18 protein-coding genes are annotated in these 24047 nt (G+C 66.8%); 6 read left to right on the top strand and 12 right to left on the bottom strand.

Annotated features, from left to right (window positions below; all coding sequences use genetic code 11):
• Nucleotides 1-118: 118 nt before the first annotated feature.
• The 4 genes from ACFFGN_RS19630 to ACFFGN_RS19615 form a co-directional block, all read right to left on the bottom strand.
• Complete coding sequence (locus ACFFGN_RS19630; RefSeq protein ID WP_380049601.1) at nucleotides 119-1993, bottom strand: rhamnogalacturonan lyase; 1875 nt, start codon at nucleotides 1991-1993, stop codon at nucleotides 119-121.
• A gap of 83 nt (nucleotides 1994-2076) precedes the next feature.
• Nucleotides 2077-3126, bottom strand: coding sequence for a rhamnogalacturonan acetylesterase (locus ACFFGN_RS19625; RefSeq protein WP_380049599.1), 1050 nt, complete (start codon nucleotides 3124-3126; stop codon nucleotides 2077-2079).
• Nucleotides 3127-3469: 343 nt separating this feature from the next.
• Nucleotides 3470-4792, bottom strand: a complete 1323-nt coding sequence (locus tag ACFFGN_RS19620; RefSeq protein WP_380049597.1) for an NsdA family TPR-like regulatory protein — start codon at nucleotides 4790-4792, stop codon at nucleotides 3470-3472.
• Between the two features lie 137 nt (nucleotides 4793-4929).
• Nucleotides 4930-5976, bottom strand: a complete 1047-nt coding sequence (locus ACFFGN_RS19615) for a LacI family DNA-binding transcriptional regulator (RefSeq protein ID WP_380049595.1) — start codon at nucleotides 5974-5976, stop codon at nucleotides 4930-4932.
• Between the two features lie 561 nt (nucleotides 5977-6537).
• Between ACFFGN_RS19615 and ACFFGN_RS19610 the strand changes: the two genes are divergently transcribed.
• The 3 genes from ACFFGN_RS19610 to ACFFGN_RS19600 all read left to right on the top strand — a co-directional run bounded on the left by ACFFGN_RS19610 (nucleotide 6538) and on the right by ACFFGN_RS19600 (nucleotide 10519).
• A complete protein-coding gene (locus tag ACFFGN_RS19610; RefSeq protein WP_380049593.1) occupies nucleotides 6538-7746 on the top strand; it encodes a glycoside hydrolase family 5 protein in 1209 nt (402 codons plus the stop codon).
• Between the two features lie 252 nt (nucleotides 7747-7998).
• Nucleotides 7999-8301, top strand: a complete 303-nt coding sequence (locus ACFFGN_RS19605; RefSeq protein ID WP_380049591.1) for a hypothetical protein — start codon at nucleotides 7999-8001, stop codon at nucleotides 8299-8301.
• A gap of 733 nt (nucleotides 8302-9034) precedes the next feature.
• Complete coding sequence (locus ACFFGN_RS19600; protein WP_380049589.1) at nucleotides 9035-10519, top strand: FAD-binding oxidoreductase; 1485 nt, start codon at nucleotides 9035-9037, stop codon at nucleotides 10517-10519.
• 114 nt (nucleotides 10520-10633) lie between these two features.
• On the opposite strand, the gene ACFFGN_RS19595 is transcribed toward ACFFGN_RS19600, so the two are convergent.
• The 4 genes from ACFFGN_RS19595 to ACFFGN_RS19580 form a co-directional block, all read right to left on the bottom strand.
• A complete protein-coding gene (locus tag ACFFGN_RS19595) occupies nucleotides 10634-11500 on the bottom strand; it encodes a glycoside hydrolase family 16 protein (RefSeq protein WP_380049587.1) in 867 nt (288 codons plus the stop codon).
• Nucleotides 11501-11641: 141 nt separating this feature from the next.
• Complete coding sequence (locus ACFFGN_RS19590; protein WP_380049585.1) at nucleotides 11642-12874, bottom strand: MFS transporter; 1233 nt, start codon at nucleotides 12872-12874, stop codon at nucleotides 11642-11644.
• Complete coding sequence (locus tag ACFFGN_RS19585; protein ID WP_380049583.1) at nucleotides 12874-13398, bottom strand: ArsR/SmtB family transcription factor; 525 nt, start codon at nucleotides 13396-13398, stop codon at nucleotides 12874-12876. Before ACFFGN_RS19585 ends, ACFFGN_RS19590 begins: the two co-directional genes overlap by 1 nt.
• A 166-nt stretch (nucleotides 13399-13564) precedes the next feature.
• Complete coding sequence (locus ACFFGN_RS19580) at nucleotides 13565-14413, bottom strand: polysaccharide deacetylase family protein (RefSeq protein ID WP_380049581.1); 849 nt, start codon at nucleotides 14411-14413, stop codon at nucleotides 13565-13567.
• A gap of 57 nt (nucleotides 14414-14470) precedes the next feature.
• Between ACFFGN_RS19580 and ACFFGN_RS19575 the strand changes: the two genes are divergently transcribed.
• Nucleotides 14471-14857 (top strand): MerR family transcriptional regulator, encoded by a 387-nt coding sequence (locus ACFFGN_RS19575; protein WP_380049579.1) that lies wholly within the window; start codon nucleotides 14471-14473, stop codon nucleotides 14855-14857.
• On the opposite strand, the gene ACFFGN_RS19570 is transcribed toward ACFFGN_RS19575, so the two are convergent.
• Together ACFFGN_RS19570 and ACFFGN_RS19565 are read right to left on the bottom strand one after the other, a co-directional pair.
• Nucleotides 14846-15478 (bottom strand): DUF2461 family protein, encoded by a 633-nt coding sequence (locus ACFFGN_RS19570; protein WP_380049577.1) that lies wholly within the window; start codon nucleotides 15476-15478, stop codon nucleotides 14846-14848. The two genes, ACFFGN_RS19575 and ACFFGN_RS19570, sit on opposite strands and share 12 nt — an antisense overlap.
• Nucleotides 15479-15793: 315 nt before the next feature.
• Entirely contained in the window at nucleotides 15794-16225 is a 432-nt protein-coding gene (locus tag ACFFGN_RS19565) for a VOC family protein (RefSeq protein ID WP_380049575.1), read from the bottom strand.
• A gap of 204 nt (nucleotides 16226-16429) precedes the next feature.
• Between ACFFGN_RS19565 and ACFFGN_RS19560 the strand changes: the two genes are divergently transcribed.
• The gene (locus ACFFGN_RS19560) at nucleotides 16430-17029 is read left to right on the top strand and encodes a hypothetical protein (RefSeq protein WP_380049573.1); all 600 of its coding nucleotides are present in this window, start codon (nucleotides 16430-16432) and stop codon (nucleotides 17027-17029) included.
• An 89-nt stretch (nucleotides 17030-17118) separates the two neighbouring features.
• Here ACFFGN_RS19560 and ACFFGN_RS19555 read toward each other — a convergent pair whose 3' ends face one another.
• Nucleotides 17119-19191: a cellulase family glycosylhydrolase gene (locus tag ACFFGN_RS19555; RefSeq protein WP_380049571.1), complete on the bottom strand. Its 2073-nt coding sequence runs from the start codon at nucleotides 19189-19191 to the stop codon at nucleotides 17119-17121.
• A gap of 33 nt (nucleotides 19192-19224) precedes the next feature.
• Complete coding sequence (locus ACFFGN_RS19550) at nucleotides 19225-20517, bottom strand: glycoside hydrolase family 6 protein (RefSeq protein ID WP_380049569.1); 1293 nt, start codon at nucleotides 20515-20517, stop codon at nucleotides 19225-19227.
• A gap of 377 nt (nucleotides 20518-20894) precedes the next feature.
• On the opposite strand from ACFFGN_RS19550, the gene ACFFGN_RS19545 reads away from it, so the two are divergent.
• A complete protein-coding gene (locus ACFFGN_RS19545) occupies nucleotides 20895-23825 on the top strand; it encodes a glycoside hydrolase family 48 protein (protein WP_380049567.1) in 2931 nt (976 codons plus the stop codon).
• Nucleotides 23826-24047: the final 222 nt, after the last annotated feature.

Genomic DNA, 24047 nt, shown 5'->3' with positions numbered 1-24047 from the left:
CCATTTCCGCTGCCGGCAAGGCGTCTGGTTGGTGGGCGGCCGTGATCGAGGACCGGCTCGATCACGGCCGCCCGCTCCGGCTTGCCCGGGCGTGGAACCCCCGGGCAGACCGGAGGGCTCAGCCGATGGCGAAGCTGGGATGTGGCGGCTGGTTGTAGCCGGTGTTCTGCCAGGCGACCGCGAGCCGGTACTGGCGGTCCTGCATGAGCGACGGCCGGGTGATGCTGGTGCTGTCGGTGGTCGAATAGATCCGCAGCGCGCGGTTGTCCGACGTACGCCAGATCACCTCTTCACGCCAGTCACCGAGGATGTCGGCCGACAGCGCGGGCGTCGATTTGGTGCCGTTGTTCGACACAACGCCCGAACCGGTGAGCAGACGGGTGTCGCCGCCGGTGCCGTACTTGCTGATCTGTGTGCCGTTGAGCAGTTCGCGTTGGGCGTCGCCGTCCCACCAGATCACGAAGTTGATCGAACCGGGCTTGCGAGCCGCGACCTGGCTGCCGTTGGTGGCGCTGCGCAGGCCTCCGACCGACGCGGACCAGGCTTCGGCGCCACGGTTGCCGGCCCAGATGTCAGCGGCCACTCCCCGGCCGTTGTCACAGCCGCACGACGGCGCACTCCAGATGATCTGCCCGGTCCGGGCATCACCCATCCAGTGCGTCGGCTCGTTGGTCCACTCCGACGGCTTGAAGACCTCCAGGCCGGGCCGGGTCGGGATGAAGTCGCTGACGTGGTACGCGTCGCCGTGGTGGGTGTTGTTCTGCCACAGTCCGCGTCCGTTGTCGTCGATCGCCATCGATCCGTACATCACCTCGTCGCGACCGTCGGCGTCGACGTCGGCGATGGACAGGTTGTGGTTGCCCTTACCGGCCCACTGGCTGCCTGCGGTGTTGGAGTCGAAGACCCAGCGCTGGGTGAGCGCCCCGTTGCGGTAGTCCCACGCCGCGATGACCGAGCGGGTGTAGTAGCCGCGCGCCATCACGATGCTCGGCCGGGTGCCGTCCAGGTAGGCGGTTGCGGCGAGGAACCGGTCGACGCGGTTGCCGTAGTTGTCACCCCAGGAAGCGACATTGCCTCGCGGCGGCTGGTAGTTCGCCGTCGCCAGTACGGCGCCGTCGGTGCCGCGGAACACCGAGAGGAACTCGGGCCCGGTGAGGATGTAGCCGCTGGAGTTGCGGTGGTTTGCGCTCGCGTTACCGATCACCTGGCCGGTTCCGGACCGGGTACCGTCCGCGGTCTTCACCGCCAGCTCGGCGCGACCGTCACCGTCGTAGTCGAACACCTGGAACTGCGTGTAATGCGCGCCGGCCCGGATGTTGCGGCCGAGGTCGATCCGCCACAAACGCGTGCCGTTCAGCTTGTACGCGTCCAGGTAGACGTTCCCGGTGTAACCCGCCTGAGCGTTGTCCTTGGCGTTCGTGGGATCCCACTTCACGACGATCTCGTACTGACCGTCGCCGTCGAGATCGCCCACGCTCGTGTCGTTCGCGACGTAGGTGTACTGCTCGCCAGACGGCGTGGTGCCGCCCGACGGGATCTGAATCGGCACGTCCCGGCTACTGGCCAGAATGCCGTTCTCCCCAGGAACGGCATTCATGCTCAGCGAATCTTCCGCGGCGAACTCGGACTGCCGCTCGACGCCATCGGCTACGACCCGTACGGCGTACTTGGCGCCGGCGGGTGCACCCTTGTCCACGAAGCTGGTGGGACCGCTGAGCGGCTTGGCGTTCACCTTGACGCCGTTGCGGTAGACGTTGAACGCGACCCCGGCCGGGTCGTCGGCAAGGCTTCGCCAGCTCACCCGATTACCGCCCGGCGTGTGCACGCTGATCACACCGCGGTTCAACGAGTCCATCTGGGGTTTCGACGACTGTGGCGCGGCCGTGTCGGGGGCGGTATCGATCGCTCCGGCCGTCGCGGTGGGAAACAGCGCGAAGGCCGTCAGACCGACGGCTGCGACGACCAATCGATGTCTGTTGATCAATCTCTGCATGGGATTCTCCAAGTTGCAGGTCTCATGGCCGCGCCGCCGATGCTGGCACCGGTGACGCCGGCAGTACTGGAGGCGCGAGGCGATCAGCGCAGGAAGGGCACCAGCGGCAGGTTGTGCTCGCGCACGCCCTGCAGCACCAGGCGCGCCATCTCAGTGCCGCCGTACGGCGAGAAGTGCGTGTTGTCGCCGTGCTCCCGGGTGAGGTAGAGCGACTGGGACGCCGACGGGCCCATCGACTCCACCAGCGCCTTGCTCTTGGCCGTCAGGTCGATCACCGGCACGTTCGCGCTCCGGCCGAGGGACCTCATCACCGCAGGCAGGTCGACGCCGACACCGTTGACGTGCAAGGCGGTCCGGGTCAGCGTGCTGCCGCTGAACTGCCGCCGCACCGGAGGCGTGACAAGCACCGGCCGGCCGCCGCGCTCGCGTACCCCGTTGATCAACCGGCTGAGGTTGTCCCGGAACGCGCTCGAGCTGGTGCTCTTGTCGTTGTGGCCGAACTGGATCAGCACCAGATCTCCGCTCTTGACGAGCGGCTTCATCGTCGGGAACAGCGACCTGTTGTTCAGGAAGCTGCCCGAGCTTTCACCGGAGTCGCCGTAGTTCGCGATCACCGCACCGCCGCGCACGCTGGCGGGCATCATCTGTCCCCAGCCTGTCCAGGGCGCCAGCATCTGATCGCAAACGGTCGAGTCACCGGCCAGGTAGACCACCAACGGCGAACTCGCCGGCGTCACCGTCAGTGAGCGGGCCGCCGGCGCACTACCGCCGAGCGTGATGCTGAGGCCCGCGGTGCCGGTGCCGCCCTGGCCCGTGGGCTGTCCTTCGGGCACGCGGACGTTGACCGTCGCGCTGGTGCTGACGAACTGGCCCGCGGCGGTCGAGACCGGGGTGAGGATCTGCCGGCGAGCTTCCACCGTCATCGAGGTGTTGGCGGACCGGGTGGCGCTGCCCAGGTCGACCGTCACCTGGTAGTTGCCCGCGGGCACGTTGAAGTGGCACTTGATCGGCGCCGTACCCGAACACTGCGGGGGCAAAGCCTGAACCTGTGCCGTGGACGCGGTGACGGCCGGAACCGGTGCCAACGCGGTCATCAGGGCGGTGAGAGCCAGCGTGGACTTGAGCTTCATCATGGGGCGGTACCTCTCCCTAGCTGTGGACGAGGGGGCACAGCACTGCCGTTACCAGGGGCGGCGGCCAGTCGCCAGGAGCGGTGGGTTGGGGGCGATGATTCTGTCGGACTGTGAACGTACCCACACTCACTGTCAACGCGCTGTTCCCCGAGATGAAAGCGCATGTTCGAGCGGCTGGCAAGGGTTTACCGCCCCATTCTGTGAACGTGCACAGGCGGTCCGGGCAGCAGGTGGTTACGCGTGAACAAGCGTGTTGAGGCGGAATCAGCCCGCCTCCACACGCTCTACAACCTTGAACTTGTCAACATCTGTCAAACCGCCGCTGGCCAATACCGGACGGGTCTCAGAGGTCCGTGAGCAGGTCTCTGCCGCGGGATCCGAGCCGGATTCGCAGGCGGTCCAGTTCATGGCCGATCAGGGTGCTTCCGGATGCCTGCGCCGCGGCGAGCACCGGCCGGGCCACCTCGACCGCCGCGTCAAGCGCGCCACCGCAGGCCTGAGTATCGGCCAGCCGGATCGTCAGCAGCAGCCGGCTGACTGGCATCCGGTCCGGTACGGTCGCAAGCGCCGACTCCGCGAACATCGCGGCGCGACCGGCGATCGCACGGTCTCCGGTCGTTTCGGTCAAGTCCCGCAAGGCGCCGGAGAAGTGGGAAGCCATGTACGTCGCGCCTTCGGCGTCGAAGAACCAGGGCGCTTCGACGCGATCCTGCTCGCCGAGCCGTTCCGCGATGCGTTGCGCCTGCCCCGTCAGCCGCGCGACCTCACGCCGGTCACCGAGCAACGCCTGACCGCGCGCCTCCGCAAGCCCAGCCTGTACGGCGATCCAGCGGCGACTCGGATCCAGGGCTCCTGCGGCGCGGGCGTACTCCATCGCCGTCGCGCCATCGCCTTCCAGCAAGGCGAGGCTGCTCATGCTGCTGAGCGCCCCGCACGCCGTGGGGGAATCGCGAGCCGCTGTGGCCCACTCCACGCTCCGGTGCAGCCAGATCATTCCGATGCCGTGCTGGCCTCGCTTGATCCGCTGCCAGGCGGCGAGATCGGCGTACTGAGCGGCGAGTCGAAGCAGCGCCTTGGTCATCGATTCAGATGCCCTCGGCATCAAATCCATCAGGGCCGCGAGCGTTTGCTCCACCGGCGCGCAGAGCTCAGCGACCCGGCCTTCGACATCGGCTTCGATGTGCGCGACCAGCATCGCGGCGAGGCCGTGCACCGTGCGGGCCCCGACGGTCCGCGCCGAGCCATCGATCAAGCCCTCAAGGCCGTTCGCGGGCGTGAAGACCATGCAACCGTCCATGCCATGCAGCGGGCAGGTCACGCCGTACGACGGAAGGCGGATACGCCTGGGCTCCACCTGCGCCGGAGGGACCTCGAGAGGCGGCACGGGGAACGGCACACCATCCGCCGTATGGCCGTCACCGTGCTTTTGCCGTTGCGCCCGGGCGCCTTCCGCCAACGCGATCAGCGAGCCACCCGCGCCGAGCAGCTCATCAGCGCCGCCCGCGAAGGCCATTCGCGGTACGCGCGCGCCACTTTCCAGCTTGGACACGTAAGTGTGGTTGTACCCGAGCCGGGCGGCCAGGCGAACTTGCGTCAGCCCTGCCTGTTCCCGCAGCCGGCGAAGCTCGCGCCCGAACTGGCCGTCATCCGCATCAGCCTCACTCATACCCCGTTATAGCCCGGGAAAGTGGGTCCTGTCAGCCCGCACGGACCGCCTTTACCGGTGTCGGCCGTCACGTGGTGGGAACGTGCCCAGCCCGGCTCATCAGAGCACGGTACATCGCTCATCCGGGCAGAGCCAGGTCAGGTCGATGCCCGGACGACCAGCTCCGTCGGCAAGATCACGGTGGCCGATCCTTCGCCTTCGATCTGGGCCAGCAGCTGACGCACCATGGTTTCGCTGATCCGGTCCCACGGCTGGCGAATCGTGGTGAGCTGCGGATCCAACGCGGTCGCGACCGGCGAATCGTCGAAGCCGCCCACGGCGATGTCCGCCGGAATCCGCAGGCCCGCGCGCTCGATCGCGCTCATCGCACCGTCGGCCATCAGGTCCGATGCGACGAAGACGGCGTCGAGATCCGGCACCTGGGTGAGCAGTTGCCGCATGCACGCCTCGCCGCTCGCCCGGCTGTAGTCGCCGATCGCCACCATGCGCTTGGCGAACCGCACGCCATGCTCGGCGAGCATCTCGCGATAGCCCAGCAATCGCTCCAAACCACCGGGGGTGTCCTGCGGACCGGCGATCGTCGCGATGCGCTTCCGGCCGGACTCGAACAGGTAGCGCACCATGGTCCGCGCACCCTCGCGGTCGTCGGCGGCCACGTACGACACGGCGCCATGGCGGCCGAGCGGCTTGCCACAGCAGACGAACGGTACGGCCGCGCGCTGAAGGTGCTCGATCAGCGGATTGCCGCGATGCGAGGAGAACAGCAGCACGCCGTCCACGTGATGCGCGGACAGGTACGGGCTGATGCGACGGCGCTCCGCCTCCGTACCCGCGGTGATCAGGACCAGCGGGATGTCGTGATCGGCCAGGGCCGCGGTGCAGCTGCGCAGCAGGGTGGTGAAGTTGGGGTCCTCGAAGAACACGTCCTGCGTCTCCGACAACACGAACGCGATCGAGCCGGCCCGCTGGGTGACCAGGCTGCGGGCGGCCCGGTTGACCACGTAGTCCAGCTTGCGGATCGCGGCGTTGACCGCCTCCTGCGCGGCCGGGCTGACGTTGCGCCCGCCCTGCAGAACGCGTGAGACGGTACCGCGCGAAACCCCCGCGTGCGCGGCGACGTCATGAATGGTCGGCGGGCGCTTGGATCGAGCTCGCCCGCTCTTGTCTGGCGCAATGTTCGTCATCGATCCCCATCTGCCGCAATCGTATCGACGACTTTACCGCGCTGCGTGCCTCCGCCGCCTGTCGTTGCGGGGGTGAATCCGAATCGGCTGTGAACTCGCTGTGCACGTTCACAGCTGCGGATGGAAATTCAGCGATCCCGGAGCGGCGGCGGGACGCGGTCGCCGCGGAGTGAGCGGGCCTGTGATCAAGAGCATGTTGCTGCTTCTTGCGGAGTCGTTGCGCCCCGCAACGACCGCGGGAAGGTGAGGCGATGCCCGCTTGCCCTTACCTGCTTGCAAAAATTTGCCGCCGCCAGGGGCTTGTGCTGCCCCGGCCTGATGCTGTTCCATCAGCACAACCGCTCCACTCCCGTTGTTCCATTTTGCGCGAACCACGCCGATCCGGGTTCTCGTCGAAGCAGGCGGGAGACACACCGCCCACCTCAACCACGCCGCCCCCTCCTGCCGCATCGCGTCCGGTCCCAGCGGCCGACCATTTATCGAAGCGCTTCGACAGTTCACCTCACCGAGGTGGGCGGTCAGCGTTAGTCCCAGCCCCCTGAGACAAGAAGAGGCCCGTCCATGAGTCGAAGAACAAACAGGTTCAAGTCCATCCTCCTTGCCGCCGCGCTGACGGTGGCCATCTCCGTGCCTGGCCTGACGAGCACCAAGGCAGCGGCCGAGGTCAGCGCGCAGTCGAACGCCGCGCAGATCGTGGCCAACATGGGCGCCGGCTGGAACCTCGGCAATCAACTGGAAGCCACCGTCAACGGCTATCCCAACGAGACGGCGTGGGGAAACCCGACTGTCACCCAGGCGCTGATCGACAAGGTGCGGGCGTCGGGCTTCAAGACGATCCGGATCCCGGTCTCCTACCTGGGCGCTATTGGCTCGGGCCCGAACTACGCGATCAACTCCGCCTGGCTGAACCGGATCCAGCAGGTCGTGAACTACGCCTACAACCGCGGCATGCACGTCATCATCAACATGCACGGTGACGGCTACAAGACCATTCCCGGCGCCTGGCTGATCTGTGACGCCGCGAACCAGACGGCGATCAAGGCCAAGTACCAGAAGGTCTGGCAGCAGATCGCGTGGCGGTTCCAGAACTACGACCAGCGCCTGATTCTCGAGTCGATGAACGAGAACTTCGACGGGCAGTACGGCCGCCCGACCCAGCCGTGCTACTCGAACATCAACGCCTACAACCAGATCTTCGTGGACACCGTCCGCCGATCCGGTGGCTACAACAGCTCCAGGTGGCTGCTCGTACCGGGCTGGAACACCAACATCGACTACACCGCCGGAAACTACGGCTTCGTGGTGCCGACCGACCAGTACCGCTCCTCCAGCATTCCCAGCAACGAGCGGCGGATCATGATCTCCGTTCACTACTACGCGCCGTGGGACTTCGCCGGCGAGGAGAACAGCACCATCACCCAGTGGGGCCGCGCGGCGACCAACTGGTCCAGAAGGTCGACCTGGGGCCAGGAGGACTATGTGAACTCCCAACTGAAGCTGATGTACGACAGGTTCGTCGTACGCGGTTATCCGGTGGTCGTCGGCGAGTACGGCTCGATCGACAAGACCTTCGCCGACTCGTCGAACAACCGCTACCGCGCGGACTTCGCCTACGAGATCACCGCCACCGCCAAGCGGTACGGCGCCGCCACCATCTACTGGGACAACGGCGTCAACGGCCGCTTCGGCTTCGGCCTCTTCAACCGAAGCAACAACACCGTGACCCAGCAAGAGATCATCAACGACATCCGCAACGGCGCCGGCTGGTAACCCCCAACCGCCCGGGGCCGGCCACCGCCCACCGGCCCCGGGCATCCTGGCCCTCGGTAGTCCCGGTAGTCCCGGTAGTCCCGGTAGTCCCGGGGTGCCGGGGTGCCGGGAGTCCGGCGTGCCCGGGAGTCCGGTCCCCGCTTGCGGGGTTCCGGGGGCATCGGGGCGGTACTGGTATCGCTGCGAATAGAGTGCCGGCTGGACGCGAAAGTGGCGTATCGACGATCGCACTTCCGAGGAGATGCCGGCGCTATGACAGCAATCAACTGGCCCACTGGCAGCCAGGGCCAGACGTTCGCGCGCGCCTACCTTGCCGCGTTCCCCTTGATGGTGGCCGGCATTGCCTGGGTCTTGATCGGTCAGGCCACCGGAAACACGGACGGTCCCGCCTACCTGATCGCTGTTGTCGTCTTTCTTATCTCTCAGGCGATCCTTGTGGCGCTGGCCATGGCCCTGAGGAGCCGGAGTTCTTCCGGCAATTACGCCCAGAACTGGCAACGACTGAGCCTCGGTCTCGAGCTGCGCGCCGCGCTCGCCGTCCTCCGCACGACTTAGGTAGCGCGTCACCGCCCCGATGCGGCGATCTCACCGTCGACACCGACAGCCCACTGCGGCAACAGCCAGACCGCTACCGCCGACCCACCTGACGGGTACGACCGCCTGAGCGTCAGCGGCCACGCGTCGCATTTCGGGTCCGACCGTCGGAAGGTAAGTAACCACGCGCGCCGTATTTCGGGTCCGACCGTCGGAAGGTAAGTGACCACGCGCGCCCGTGTTTCGGGTCCGGCCGTCGGCAAGGTTGGGCCGCCAGGGGTCACGGGCGCCGCACTTTGCGTCCGACCGTCGGAAGGTTAGTAACCACGCGCGCCGTATTTCGGGTCCGACCGTCGGAAAGGGTGGGTGGGGCGAGGGGTGGGGGTGTGATTTGTGTCTCATTAGAGTTTTGCCATGTTTTAGTCGGCGTTGGCACTTGTGTTCGATTACCGGGAATGCCATCGATGTATGGATCGACGCCTGCTGGTGAATCGCACAGTGGCGCCGTACCGGAATTTGTGGGGATTCCGAGGAAAGTTGGGAAATCGATGTCCCAGCCTGGCCGTGGCGGCCTCCGGGCGGTGGAAATGGGTAGGCCGATAAGCGCGTCCGGGCTTTTGGGAAGGACCTGAGGAAAGGGTGTCTGGCTGGCGGACAGCGGTATCGCAATCACGTGATCACAGCAAGTAGCCTCCCGGGAATTCGTCGCATCGCCCCCGCCTAGACCCGCGACGACTTACCCATGGAGATCATCGTGACTTCATCCGCCCTCAGTAGAAGAAGGTTCCTCAGCGCCGCCGCCGGTCTGGCCGGAATCGCGGTCGCCGGTGGAGCTACGGCTCCGCTCGCCGCGACCGCCCGCAAGCTTGCCGCCGATATCGACTTCAACGGTTTGAAGGCCGCCATGAGCGGCCGCCTGCTCCGCCCCGGTGACAGCGGGTACGACGAGGCCGCCCGCACCTGGAACCTGGCGTTGTCCACGCGCCGGCCCCAGGCGATCGCCCAGGTGGCCAACCAGGCCGACGTTGTCGCGTGCGTGCAGAAGGCCGCGGGCCGTGGTCTTCCCTTTGCCGCGCGGTCAGGCGGACACAGCTACGCCGGCTATTCCACCCCCGACAACGGTGTGGTCGTGGACGTCTCCGCGCTCAAACAGGTCACCGTTCGTTCGGACAACACGGCCGTGATCGGCGCCGGCGCCCAGCTGATCGACGTGTACGCCGGTTTGGCCGCGCACAACCGGGCGCTGCCGGGTGGTACGTGTTCCACCGTCGGCATCGCCGGACTCACCCTCGGCGGCGGTATCGGCAAACTGACTCGCCCGTTCGGATTGACCTGCGACCTGCTCAAGAGCGCGACGATCGTGACGGCCGATGGCGCGGTGCACACCGTCGACGCGCAGCGGGACGCCGATCTGTACTGGGCGTTGCGAGGTGGCGGCGGTGGGCATGCCGGCATCGTCACCGAGTTCGTTTTCGCCACGGTTCCAGCGCCGAGCCCGATGACGTTCGACATCGTCTTTTCGTCCAGTTCGACCACCAACGTGCTGTCCGCCTGGTCCTCCTGGCAGGCGTCTGCACCAGACGGGCTCACTACGACCCTGTCGGTCGGAGCCGGTTCATCGCCGAGCAACGCGATCGAAGGCACCTGGCTCGGTTCCAGCACCGAACTCACCAACCTGCTCAACTCGCTGGTCTCCGCCGTCGGGTCGTCACCGACCACCCGGACAACGCGGCGACGCACGTACCTCGACACCATGCAGTACTACGCGGGTTGCGCCGACAAGCCCGTCTCCGCCTGCTACCTCCAGCCGGGCGGCCAGATCCCGCGGGAGACCTTCCGTGCGGGCTCGCGCATGCTGGCCGGAACGCTGTCCAGGTCCCAGGCCGGCCAGATCGTCTCCACCATGCGTAACCAGCGCGACATGGTTCTGATGTTCGACGCTCTCGGTGGCAAGGTGAAAACCCTCAGCGTGTCCGACACGGTGTTCCCGCACCGCTCGGCAGTGGCCTCGGTGCAGATCTACACCTGGAACGGCGGTAACAGCTCAGGAGTCACCGCCGTACAGAACGCACTCACTCCGATCGCGGGCAGCGGCTCGTATGTCAACTACATCCTCCCCGAGCAGACCAACTGGGGCACCTCGTTCTGGGGCGGCAACCACTCCCGCCTGAAGAGCGTGGTTCGCGCCTACGATCCGAACAACGTCTTCGACTTCCCGCAGTCCGTGCTGCGTTCCTGACCCCACGACCATCGCGGCCCAGCTCAGCGAGCCGCTGAGCTGGGCCGCGGATCGGTACAAGGTGCCTACCGTCGGCCATCGCAACCGACAACGATCCGTTCTACGGGGTGGAGGTCACCAGTTGCGGGTGCGGCCGAACCAGACGTTGCGGGCGCGGAAGTAGGTATCGCCGGACGGGCCGGGTTGCTGGTCCCAGCCGGGTCCGCCTGGTTCGATACCGGAGGCCCAGGATCCCATCTGCAGGTTGATGATGAGGCGTTGTGGTACGCCGACCCAGCCGACGCCACGATGGGTGGCCTTCCAGACGTCGTCGAAGTAGTAGTCGACCAATACGTCGTTGGTGGCGCCGTCCCGCTCGATCCAGATGCGGTACTTGTGCCAGGCGTCCGGGTTGTGCCCGCTGATCAGCGTACGTTCGACGTCGGGGTCGGTGCCGGGATCGGACCCGTCGCGGTTCCAGGTGTTGAACAGGTTCACCGAGTCGCCGACGTACTCCAGGATGTCGCTCTCCGGCGGCCAGCTGTCGCCGGTCCCCGTGGTCCAGAAGGCCGGCCAGATCCCCGTACCTGTCTGGGTCCGGAACTCGCCCTCGATGCTGTACTCCGGGAACTGGTCGTTGACCGTGATCAGTTCCTTGGCGTGTACGGCGCCGGAGCGGTACCACAGCGGCGCCTTCGGCTCGTGCGGGCTCGTACCGGCTGGCGCCGCCAGGCGGGTGGCTTTCAGCGTCAGGATCCCGCCCGACAGGGAGATCTGGCTGCTGGCCATCTTCGCCGCGCCGTTGTGGGTATCACCCCACGGATACAAGTAGTTCCACTCGGCCTCGAACGCCGCGCGGCTGCTGAACGAGGTCTTCTCGATGACGTTCTCCCAGGTGGCTGCCGAGCCCACCCGCTGGGCGTGAGCCGGGCGGCCGACGATCGGAACCAGGGCAGCCGCGCCGAACAATCCCAGCGCGGCACGACGACTGATGTTCTCCATGCGAAAAGGAAAGGCCATCCAACGCCGCCGTACAGTCCTTCTGCATGTTCCTGCCATCCACCTTCGCGCCCCAACACCCTGCGGCACAGAACACGAAGCCCGAGTGTCGTCGCACGGTGAACCCCGTCGGCGGTGCGGCGGTCAGGTGGTGACCGCCGTACGGGCTCGGGGTAGGTCGCGCACAGAGCGGGCCACCAGCGGGATGAGGGAGATGACGACGAACGCCGCGCCGCCGACCACCATGACCGGCTGGATACCGAACGCCAATCCCAGCGGACCGAACGCCAGTTGTCCCACCGGAATCGCGACGAACGAGCCGAGCATGTCGTACGAGTAGGCCCGCGACAGCATCTCGTCCGGCACGTGCTCCTGCATGGCGAGGTCCCAGCCCAGATTGAAGACCTGGCTGCCGATACCGGCCAGGAACGACGCCACCATTCCCGCGATGAGCAGCGGCTCCAGTCCGAGCGCCAGCATCGGAAGACCCTGGAGCGCGATGGCGATCATGCCCCAGCGGAGCGGGCGGTGGAACGAGATCCGGATCAGAACGAGCGAGCACACCAGGAACCCCACCGCCTGTGCCGAGCGGATCAGACCCCAGCCGGCCTCGCCGAGATCCGTCTGGGTGGCGAGCACTGGGCCGAGCGTGTTGAACGCGCCGCTGGTGATGGCGTTGAGCAGGGAGAAGGACGCGACCACCACCCAAAGCCAGGTCGTCTTCCGGAAGTAGGTCCACCCTTCGCGCAGATCGGCCACGACACCTTTGCTTCGGTGGCCCTCGGCCGGGCGCGGGATACGCACGCGGGTGAGAAGCAGTGTCGCCAGCAGGTACGTCGCGCCGTCCACGGCCAAGGCCCATCCAGGTCCGACAACGACCACGAGTACGCCGCTCAGCGCCGGTCCCAATACCATCAGGGCGTTCTCGGGGACGGCTATCACCAAGTTCGCCGCCTTCAGCTGGTCACGCGGGACCAACTGAGGCAGCACTCCCGCCAGCGCCGGCATCCGCGCCGCGGTAGCCGTACCGTTGAGCGCGGCGAGCGCCGCCAAGTGCCAGATCTCGGCGGTACCGGTGATCACCAGGCCGGCAATCGCCAACTGGCTAAGGCCAGAAGCGACGTTGGTTGCCTGGATCACCAATGTCCGGCCGAACCGGTCGGCCAGCACGCCACCGGCCAGCAAGAACACCACCATCGGAATGCTGTGCGCAGCCAGAACCGTTCCGAGCGCGGTCGCCGAGTCACTGACCTCGAGTACGGCGAACACGAGCGCCACGCCGGCCATCGTGGTGCCGGCCCGGTCGACGAGTCGCGCCAGCCAGTAGTACCGGAAGTTCGTCTCGCGCAGCGGAGTCAGGGCGGAAGCGTCGGTCATTACCGCGCCTTCCGCGTCATCTCGAAGATCCACGACGTGGCGCTGACGTGCACCGTTCCCGGCGAACGTGGCGGCCGGTTGTGATCGTGCATCAGCACCGACGCCTCCATCAGTAGTTCGCGCACGCGGTCGGCGACTTCGGGCGGCACCCAGCCGTCGAGGTCGCTGAGCTGGCTGGGGGTGTTGCGTTTGCGCTGCCGAACCCGCCGCTCGAGCTCCTGCGCAAGCGCCCGCACCTCGGCGACCCGGCTTTCGGTGGTCACCAGGCGACGGTCCTTGCCACGGTCCTCGTGGGGATAGCGGTACCGCTTGGCGACGCCGCCGCGGATCCGCTCCTCCCCCGCCTCCACGATCGAACCCGATTCGAGCAACAGCCGCAGATGGTACGACGCGTTCGCGTGGGTCAGGTCGAGTTCGCGGGCCACCTCCGCGGCGCTCATCGCCGTACCGGTGAGCAGGGACAGAATGCGCAACCGGATCGGATGAGCCACCGCCCGGAGCTCCCGGATGTCGTCATCGGTCATCGCGTGCCCTCACTCCCCAACAAGTCTTGGGCAGCCATGATGCGCTTCGACGCTCCCGACTGTCAAACATCTCTTGGGCAGTACGGCTGGGCGGTACGGCTGGGCGGTACGGCTGGGCGACGCGGCGCCTTGCCATCGGGCGGCGCCGCGCGGTCCGGTCCGACTGCTAGAGCGTTGAGCGGTAGTGGGTGGCGATTTCGTCGCTGGTGGCGAGCCAGACGTCGGGTTGCGAGGTGATGTACTCGAGCGCCAGGTCCAGGTACTTCGCCCGGAACGGCTGGCCGATGACGAAGGGGTGCAGTGCCAGGGCCACCACCCGGCCGCCGTGTTCGGCGTCGGCCCGCAGTACGTCGTACTGGTCCTTGACCATCTGCAGGAAGTCCGGCCCGGTCAGGCCGCGCAGGAACAAGCCGAGGTCGTTGAGCTCGACGGTGTACGGCACGCTGAGCATTCCGGGCACGTTGAGCTGGTACGGCTGGTCGTCGTTCGTCCAGTCGAGCACGTATCCGAGCCCGAGCTCCGCCAGCAACGCGGGCGTGTTCGGCGTCTCGGTCAGTGCGGGACCCATCCATCCCTGCGGGCGTTGCCCGGTGGCGGCCTCGATCGTGTCGACGATCTCGGCGAGGACTCGTCGTTCCTCGGCCGGCTCCAGACCGGTGTGCAGGATGGAGTTCGTACTGCCGTGGGCGAGCCAGGCCCAGTCGCGTTCGACGCCGGCTTTGATGATCTGCGGGTTCTTCTCGGTGACCAGCGAGTTGAGCAACGTGCTGGCGCGAACGCCGTACTTGTCCAGGATGTCGATCATGCGCCAGATCCCGACCCGCGCCCCGTAATCGCGCCAACCGGCGTTGAGCGGATCCGGCGACAGGTCGAGCGGCCAGATACTCGTGGAAGGCCGATCCGGCAGGAAGGTCTCGACGTTCAGGCCGACGTAGAACGCGACCCGCTTGCCGTCCGGCCAGGTCAACCGCGGACGGTCGACGATCGGGCTGTAATCGAAGAGTTCTGCTGTCATGCCGCCACGGTAAGATCTGACATCAGTGTCAGATTCAAGTGCCGAGGAGGCTCAGCGATGCGAATCGGCGAACTGGCCCGGCGCACGGGCGTCAGTGAGCGCTCTCTGCGGTACTACGAAGCGCAAGGCCTACTCGCCTCGGACCGAACGCCGGGCGGCCATCGCGAGTACCCGGAGCGCGCCGTCGATCGGGTCATCCTGATCCAGGAACTTCTCGCGGCCGGCCTGCACAGCAAGAAGATCGCACGACTCCTACCCTGCATGCGCGACCCGGACGGCGCTCCGAACGAGCGTGCCACCCCGGCGCTGTTGCGGGAGCTGACCGCCGAGCGAGACCGGATCGACCAGTTGATGGCTGATCTCGCCACGTCCCGTGCCGTACTCGATGAGGTCATCTCGACCGCCGCGCAGGAGTTCGCGGCTCAACCGGCGTCAGGGTCGTGACACGTTTTCGACCAGCCACCGCGCGAGCGGACGCAGCTGGCTGAACGCGTCGATCACCCGGTCAGCCGCGGCGGGCGTGTGGATCCAGTCGTCGCAACCGAGGTGCCGCCTCGCGACGACCGACCGGAGCCTGAGCAGTTGCGCTCGCGGGTGATCGGGCGGGTATCCCCGCAGCGGCCGTTTGAGCAGGTCGCCCGAGATGTCGAACTCTTCTCGCTCGAGCTTCCGGACGATGCGGGCCAAGCGCTCGCCTGTCGCGAGATCCGCCACGGCAGCGCGGTACCGCTCGATCTGATCCGACGGCGCGTACCACCAAGCCACGCCGACCTCCAGCCCGTCCAGGTCGAACCGCACGGTCAGCTCCACGTTCCGGCCTAGGCGAACGATGGCGCTCTGCCGCTGCCACGCCTCCAGCAGCACCTCACCGTAGCGCCAGACCGCAAAGTCCTCGTAGGCCGAGTCCGCGTCCGCCACCACATTCAGCAGATCCACCATCGGCTGGCGAACCAGCTCCTCCCGATCCCGCCGGCATCTCCGCCGCACCTCCGCCGAGGGCTCCCCCTCAAGCTCCAGCAACACCCCAAACGCGCCCACCGGCCACCCCGCAAATCCCCCAGTCACCCAAACACCCTAGTGTCCTGAGTCGGAAGTTCGTGCTTCAGCTCCGGTGTCCAGGTGCGTGCATCGCAAGGCGGAGAAGCGGTCGCGATGCTCTAGCATCGTGGCCGTTTCTCCAACGCCGCGAGGTGCGTGCCTGGGCGCCGGAGATGTGCACGAACTTCCGACTCAGGACACTAGCGACCATCCGGCAGCGCGATCGGGCCGTCCTTGCCGGCGATTGTTGGGGAATGCAGCTTTGAGGGCTGGGTGGTATCTGACTGAGTACAGTCCTAGGCCTCGGCGGAAGTAGAGCACCGGTCCGCTGGGTCCGAGTGGTCACGGCGTGACTGAGGTTGGGGTGACGAATTGCTCGGCGTAGGGGCCGGTGGGCTCGATTTCGGTGATGATGTCGATGAGGATTCCGTTGGGGTCGGCGATGATGAAGTGGCGTTGGCCGAATTCCTCGCTGCGGATTTCGAGCTCGGGTTTGAGGCCTTCTTTTGTGACGAGGCGGTCCCACTCGGCGTCGACATCGTCGACTTCGAAGTTCAGGAGAATTCCCCGGGCCGGTTGGCGGAACTTCGCCGGGACGGTCGGGTGGGTGTATTCGACGAGGGCGAGTTCATACGGGCGAGGGCCCGCCAGGCGGAGGCTGATGTACCAGTCGGCTTCGAAGGTGAGCTCGAATCCGAGCAGCCGGGTGTAGAAGTCTCGCGACTCGGTGATGCGGTCGGTGCAGATCACCGGGTAGAAGCTGCTGAGTGTCACGATCGGTCCTTTTCAGTTCGAGCGAGGTGGTTCGCCGACCAACTGGTCGCGCATGCCGTGACTATGCCGGGCGCCACCGACACCCGTCGATGACGTGCGAGGTAGTGGGAATCCTCACCTGGCGACGCATTCTCACGGCAGGGCGGGGCTGCCGGGAGGTGGTGGTTTTCGCTGAATGGTGGTGTCCCGGCTAGGGTCTTCCGGGTGTCCACTTTCGATGTTGCCGCACCAGACCACGAACTGCCGGATACAGAGGAACGCGCTTGGCGTGACGTGGCCGATGTCGGTGTCGCCGCCGCCCGGGTCGAGTGGGCCGGCGCCGCGCGGGAGATGCTGATCGAGACCGCCAAGAAGTACCAGGGACTCGTGCAGCACAAGGACATCGCCACCGGTGTGCAGGAGATCACCGGCATCCGCACCAAGCAGCCGACCAGGCACTGGATCGGTGGAGTGCTCGCCGAGGTGTCCGCGGAGAGCCTGCGCCGCGGTGAGCCGATGCTGTCAGCGCTGTGCGTCAACCGCGACGAGAGCATCTTCGACGGCTATGCCGAGATCGTCGGCGCCGCGACCGGGACCACTCCCCCGGACCCCGACGTACACGCCTCCCACGAGCGCCTCGCCAGCTACCGCCACTTCGAGGCGACCGGCCTACCCGCGAGTGGTGGCAGCGCGATGCTGCCGCCGAAGCTTGGTGCCGCCCGCGCGCGTGCCCGCAAGGCCGCGATCGCCGACCGCCCGATCAACAAGTGCCCCCTGTGCAACCTGCAGACTCCCGCCAACGGAATCTGCGACACCTGCGAGTGAGCCCCGCCGGGCCGCTTCCCCGGTGACAACGCCCAGCCGGCCGAACGGCACCGGTCCACCGATGGCTCGGTGGACCGGTGCCGCCATGGTCAGGCCGTCGTGCCGGTGACGGTGGTGCCGGACTTCGTGATGTAGTACGTCAGCTTGGTTCCACTCCAGTAGTGGAACGTGAGCGTCACCCTCCCGCCGTCCCTGACCTCGGCAAAGAACTCCGGGGTCAAAGTGGTCACCCCGCTGACGTAATTCGGTGCGAACGCCCGGTCGAATTCCTTGTACGACGTCCAGTTGTGCGGTCCTGCGTTTGTGCCGTCGTCGTACTTGGCCTCCATCGTGGCGAGCAAATCACCGCGGAAAGCGGTCGGAATTGCGAAGGAACTCGTTGTTCCGGTCGCATTGCTCAGCACCGGAGCGTCGTAGGTGATGATGTTGATCCGCCACGGTACGCCGGCCGAGAAGCGGGCCGACAGCACCGCGTTCGTGCCGTAGTCCCGCGCCCCGCTCAACCTCGTCAGCGCCGACGCCGTCAGCGTGAGCTGATCCCCCTGCACGGTGTAGTCGGTACCACGCACCAGCTCAGTGGTTCCGTGGCGCAGGCCGACGAACGACGTGCCGTTGAGGTTCAACGTGATGGTCTTCGCGGTGATCGCACTCGATCGGGCGTTGAACACCTGGTCGGTGGACGCCGTACCCGAGCGAGTGGTCCAGCTCGACTTGATCTGCGCGAAGAGTTCGGGATCGCTCCACTGGAACGACGTACGACCGAGGTGCTGGCCGTTGTCCCACAGCATCGTGGTGATCTTCTTCGCCCGGGCGTAGTGGCCGAGGAACTCGAAGAACTTGAGCTTCTCCCCTTGCTGGATGGTTCCGGTGTGCCGGTCGAAGCCGAGCAGTCCGTACTCGCCGAGAATGACCGGGATACCGCGCGCCACGAAGGTGTTGTAGACCCGGTCGAACGAGTCGGTCAGATCCTTCTGCGCGACCGCGTCGAAATGGGTGCCTCCGGCAACGTTCACGCTGAACGGCCAGTAACCGTAGAAGTGCACGGTCGCGATCAGGTTCTTGTCGTTGTAGCCGGCGATCGACGTGGCCAATGCGTCGAGCAACGCCTGGTCCGACGACGTGTGCAGGGTCGGCAACACCAGCAAACGCGTGGCGTTGTTACCACCCGACTGGCGCACGATGTCGCGGAATGACGTGTTCAGCTCGTGGAGCAACTGCACGTCCTGCGCCTGACCCGAGCTGCCGGTGAACTGCGGCTCGTTCACGCTCTCGAACGTCAGCTTGGGCCCGAACGACTTGAAGGCTTCCGCCAACTGCGTCCAGATCGCGTTGTAGCGACTGAGTACGCCGGTACGGTCGGCCGGCATATCCCGAATCCACTGCCACGAATCGTGATGCAGGTTGATCATCACGTAGAGACCACGCGCCATGGCCCAGCCGACCACCTCCTTGACGCGGTTCAGGTAAGCCGCCTCGATCGTGTGGTTCGGCGCGGGTCCGACGTGGGCGCTCCACGTGACGGGGATGCGGATGCTCTTGAAGCCCTGCGCTTTCACGTTGTCCAGCAGCGTTTCGGTGATTCGCGGGTTGCCCCACGACGTCTCGTCGCTGCCGGTCGAGTCGAGCGTGTTGCCGAGGTTCCAGCCCGGCTGCATCGCCGCGACGGCGGCCATCGCATCGCTGCCCGTGCCGCCACCTCCGCCACACACGACACCGTTCAGCTCGAACTCGGACGGTTTCGGGTTGGAGCCGGTCCAAGTCCCGTTGAAGCCGAACGACACCGTGCCGTTTGTCGCGACCTTCGAGTTGTAACCGACGTCCTTGGCAGTGGCTCGGCCGTCGGTTGTGGTGATCGTCGCGTTCCACGCCTGGGTGGACTGCTGGCCGGACGCCCACGCCCACTTCAATTGCCAACCGTCGACCGGCGCGCCGAGGTTGGTCACGGTGACGCTCGCGGTGAAGCCACCAGGCCATTCACCGCCCACCGTGTACGCCACACTGCATCCGCTGTCCGCCGCGGCGGCACCGTTCGTCGCTCCCGAACCGAGGGCGGCGGCGTCATCGGTTGCTAGTGGACCGAGGCCCGCGGCCAGCGTCGCGACGGCTGCCACCAGTACGCCGACGCGCCGCCAGAACCTTCGCGTTCTGCCTTGTTCGATCATCAATTCCTCGCAATCTCAGCTTCCGGCAGGCCTTCAGGTGCAGGGCACGCCGTTCAGGGTCGGGGCGGAGAACGGCGGAGTGCCGCCGCCGAAGTTCGCGCTGTAGCCGATCGTCGCGGTGCCACCCGTGGCGAGCCGCCCGTTCCACGAGGCGTTCACCACCCGCACGGTGTCCCCGGTGTCGGTCCACGTGGCGTTCCAGCCCTGCGTGACGGTCACACCCGGCGCGGCGAAGGTGAGCGTCCACCCGTCCACGGGCGCACCTTGGTTCTCGATGACGATTTCGCCGGTGTAGCCGGAGGACCAGGCGTTGACGACCCGGTGCGTCACCTTGCAGGTACCAGACGGCGGCGGCGTGGTGGTCGTCGGCGGAGGCGTCCAGTTGGCAGCCGCCGCCAGGTCGTACGCCCGCTGCGGTACGAATGCCCCTGCGCTGGCGATGCATCCGTCGGCCTCACCTGGCGGCTTGACCCACAGGAACGCGGCGATCTGCGCGTCCCCGGTCTGGTCCGTGCTCGGCGTACCAACGGCCCGGCCGGCCGGGTCGCACCACTCGCTGCCCAACGGCCCGTTGCCGTTGCGGCTGGTGTCGATCACCGCACGCAGGCGCGAGTCTCCGAGTTCATTCAGCACGGCCTTGGCGAAGGCGATCTCATTGGCGGTCGCCCGGTAGTTCGACACGTTGGTGGCGATACCGTCGGCGCTGTTGAAGATGTCCGCGCCTCGCAAGCGCGACGCGGCCTCGGATGGCGACAGCCACGCGGAGTGGCCGATGTCGAAGTACACCTTGGTCTGCGCCGAACCGGACTTGAGCTTCTTGCCCGCATAGGCCATCGAAGCCTTGGTCTGGTTCTGCTGGTCTACAGACTGGCAGCTCGTCATGATCGGTAGTACGTCCGGCTCGAGCACGATCGCCGCCGGGCGACCCGCCACGCCCGCGGCCACCTGGTCGACCCAGGCCCGGTACGCCTCGTGCGATGGAGCTCCACCGCTGCTGGCGCCACCGCAGTCGCGGTTGGGGATGTTGTAGACGACCAGGATCGGCACCTTGCCGGCGGCCGCGGCGGCTCCGACGTACGCGTCGACCTGCGCCCGGACCGTACTGGTGTTGGTCGTGGTGAACCACTTGCCCTGCGGCGTGGCCACGATGCGGTCGCGGATCAGCGGCGTCCGGGAGTCGCTCGGGTTGGCCGCCACCCACTTCGCCGCGCTGGTGTTCGGATCCACATAGAACGGCGAACTGACGGCTTGCGCGGTTCGCCCGGCGGCTAGTACCGCGGCACTCGCGACCAGCGCGACCGCCAGCACAGCGGCGGACGGCCTCACAACGGATGGCGACAAAAGGCGGGATTTCAGGGCGGACGGTTTTACGGCGAATGGCAGCTGTCTTGATGGCATGAGGGTTCCTCGCAGCGTCGGGGCGGACGTGGCTATTGGGAGCGCTCCCACATTGCGTTGGACTGTAACCGGCGACATACCTGCCGTAAAGAGCCCATCGCAAACTTCCCGGCCCCGGAAAAGCCCGGCGCGACAGGCCGACAGACCTTCCGGACCTGAAACGTTTAAGGCCCTTCTCACGGGCGCGGCGAAGCCCCTACGCTGCCGATCTGGGAGCGCTCCCATGCGGTACGGCACCCCTGCGGCCACCGTGATGCTGCGGTCTTTCACCGGGTCAGCAGCTGGCCCCTGACGGAGGAGAACGGATGAGACAACGGACAAGAGCGGGACGGCTGCGCGCCAGACCGCTCGCCTTGGCAATAGCGGCGCTGACCGCGGCGGGCATCATGCCGCTGGTCGCGCCGGCGGCCCATGCCGCGGTGGCCTGCTCGGTCAACTACACCGTCGTGAACGAATGGTCCGGCGGCTTCGTCGCGGACGTGACGATCAAGAACGAAGGCGACCCGATCAACGGCTGGTCCCTGGCCTGGACCTTCCCGAACGGCCAGCAGGTGACGAACCTGTGGAACGGCACCCACACCCAGTCCGGTGCCAAGGTCACCGTCGCACCGCTGGACTGGAACCGGAACATCGCCACCGGCGGCACCGCCACCGTCGGGTTCCAGGGCACGAGAACGGCCACGAACGGCAAGCCGACCGACTTCACGGTCAACGGTGTCTCGTGCACCGGCGGCAACAAAGCCCCGACGGTGGCGCTGACCGCACCGACCACGGGTCAGTCGTTCCAGAGCGGGCAGGCGATCCCGTTGGCGGCAACCGCCTCCGACAGCGACGGCACGGTTTCGAAGGTCGAGTTCGTGGCCGACGGCGTCGTGGTCGCCACCGACACTACGGTGCCCTACCAGGGCTCGTGGTCCGGCGCGTCCGTCGGTGACCACGCCGTCGTCGCCCGCGCTACGGACAACGGCGGCTTGGTGAGTACGACGCCACTCGTACCGATCAAGGTGCTCGCCGGAGCGACGATCGTGGCCTCACCGGCAGCGGTCAGCGTCAAACAGGGCAGCACGGCGCGGTTCGGCGTGACGCTGGCGAGCCAGCCGTCGGCCTCGGTGACCGTAGCGGTGGCCCGCACCTCGGGTAGCACGGACCTCACCGCGACTCCGACCTCCCTGACGTTCACCACGGCGAACTGGAACACGCCGCAGAACGTGACGGTCACGTCGGCGGCCAACGGCGGCGACCTGGTGACTGCCGTCTTCTCCGCCACCGCCACCGGCTATGCCGCGGCCTCGGTAACCGCCAAGGAGATCTCGGCGACGACACCTCCTTTCCAGGAGGCGTTCCTCACGCAGTACAACAAGATCAAGGACCCGGCCAGCGGCTACTTCCGTAAGTTCGGCGACCTGCTGGTGCCGTACCACGCGGTCGAGACGTTGATGGTCGAGGCGCCGGACCACGGGCACCAGACCACGTCCGAGGCGTTCAGCTACTACCTGTGGCTGGAGGCGAGCTACGGCAAGATCAGCGGCGACTGGGCTCCGTTCAAGGCGGCGTGGGCTTCGATGGAGAAGTTCATCATCCCGGCGAAGGCCGATCAGCCGACCAACGACAAGTACAACCCGGCCAAGCCCGCCACGTACGCGCCGGAACACAACCGGATGGACAAGTACCCGTCGGTGCTGGACACGTCGGTCTCGGTGGGCCAGGACCCACTCGCCGCTGAGCTCAAGTCGGCGTACGGGACTGACGACGTCTACGGCATGCACTGGCTGCTGGACGTCGACAACACGCTGGGCTTCGGCCGGTGTGGCGACGGCACCACGGCACCGTCGTACATCAACACCTACCAGCGCGGTTCGTCGGAGTCGGTGTGGGAGACCATCCCGCAGCCGTCCTGCGACACCTTCAAGCACGGCGGTCCCAACGGCTATCTCGACCTGTTCACCAAGGACAGCTCGTACGCCAAACAGTGGAAGTACACCAACGCGCCGGACGCGGATGCCCGTGCAGTACAGGTGGCGATGTTCGCCGAGCAGTGGGCGACCGCGCAGGGCAAGCAGGCTCTGATCGCGCCGGAGCTGGACAAGGCCGCGAAGATGGGCGACTACCTGCGGTACGCGATGTTCGACAAGTACTTCAAGAAGATCGGCAACTGTGTTGGGGCCGCGGCCTGCCCCGCCGCCACCGGCAAGGACAGCTCGCACTACCTGATGTCCTGGTACTACGCCTGGGGTGGCGCGACGGATACCTCGGCCGGCTGGGCGTGGCGCATCGGTACCGGGGCCTCGCACCAGGGTTACCAGAACCCGCTGGCGGCGTACGCGCTTGCGAAGGTTCCCTCGTTGAAGCCGAAGTCGGCCACGGGCCAGCAGGACTGGGCCAAGAGCATGGACCGGCAGCTGGAACTGCTGCAGTGGCTGCAGTCGGCCGACGGTGGAATCGCCGGCGGTGTGACGAACAGCTGGGAAGGCAACTACGGCACGCCTCCCGCGGGTACGCCGACGTTCTACGGCATGTTCTACGACGCGCATCCGGTCTGGCGCGACCCGCCGTCGAACCGGTGGTTCGGCTTCCAGGTATGGCAGATGGAGCGCACGGCCGCGCTTTACCGGATGACCGGTGACCCGCGGGCCAAGAAGATCCTGGACAAGTGGGTTCCGTGGGCCATCGCGAACACCACCGTCGGCACGGGCGGAAACTTCCAGATCCCGTCGGATCTGCAGTGGACCGGTGCACCTGACACGTGGAACCCGGGCACGCCCGGCGCGAACGCGGGCCTGCGGGTCAGCGTGCTCAACCACAGCCAGGATGTCGGCATCGCGGCGGCCCTCGCCAAGACGCTGCTGAACTACGCGTCCAAGTCGGGTACCACCCCGGCCAAGACCACCGGCGAGGGCCTGCTCACGGCGTTGCTGTCGCACCAGGACGCCAAGGGCATCGCCATCCCGGAGACGCGTGGCGACTACAGCCGCTTCGACGACAAGTACGACGCGGCGAGCGGCGAAGGCACGTACGTCCCGCCGGGCTGGACCGGCAAGATGCCCAACGGCGACCCGATCGGCCAGGACTCCACGTTCCTGTCGATCCGGTCCTTCTACAAGAACGACCCGGACTGGCCGAAGGTGCAAGCGCACCTGGACGGCGGCCCGGCGCCAACCTTCACCTATCACCGGTTCTGGGCGCAGGCCGAGATCGCCACGGCGTTCTCCCTGCACACCGAGCTCTTCGGCTCATAGCCCAACGGACCACCTGATCGCGCGCCCCCGGACCACCTGCCCGGGGGCGCGCTTCCAGGCGTCTAGCGGCCGCCTGGAACGTGGTCAGCCGGCGCCCGAATGGCGGTCACCCGATCATTTGAACGGCGGTCAGCGGGCGCCGGCTGCCAGGCTTCGGTGCCCTTGCCGAGCATCACCGCCTCGAGTAATGCGGTCCGGCCGGACGTCGTACTGACGGACCTC

The sequence above is a fragment of the Kribbella deserti genome (assembly GCF_042434725.1).
GTDB classification, from domain to species: Bacteria; Actinomycetota; Actinomycetes; order Propionibacteriales; family Kribbellaceae; genus Kribbella; species Kribbella deserti.
Note: the sequence above shows the minus strand (reverse complement) of the source record. Positions and strands in the feature narration are given on the sequence as shown.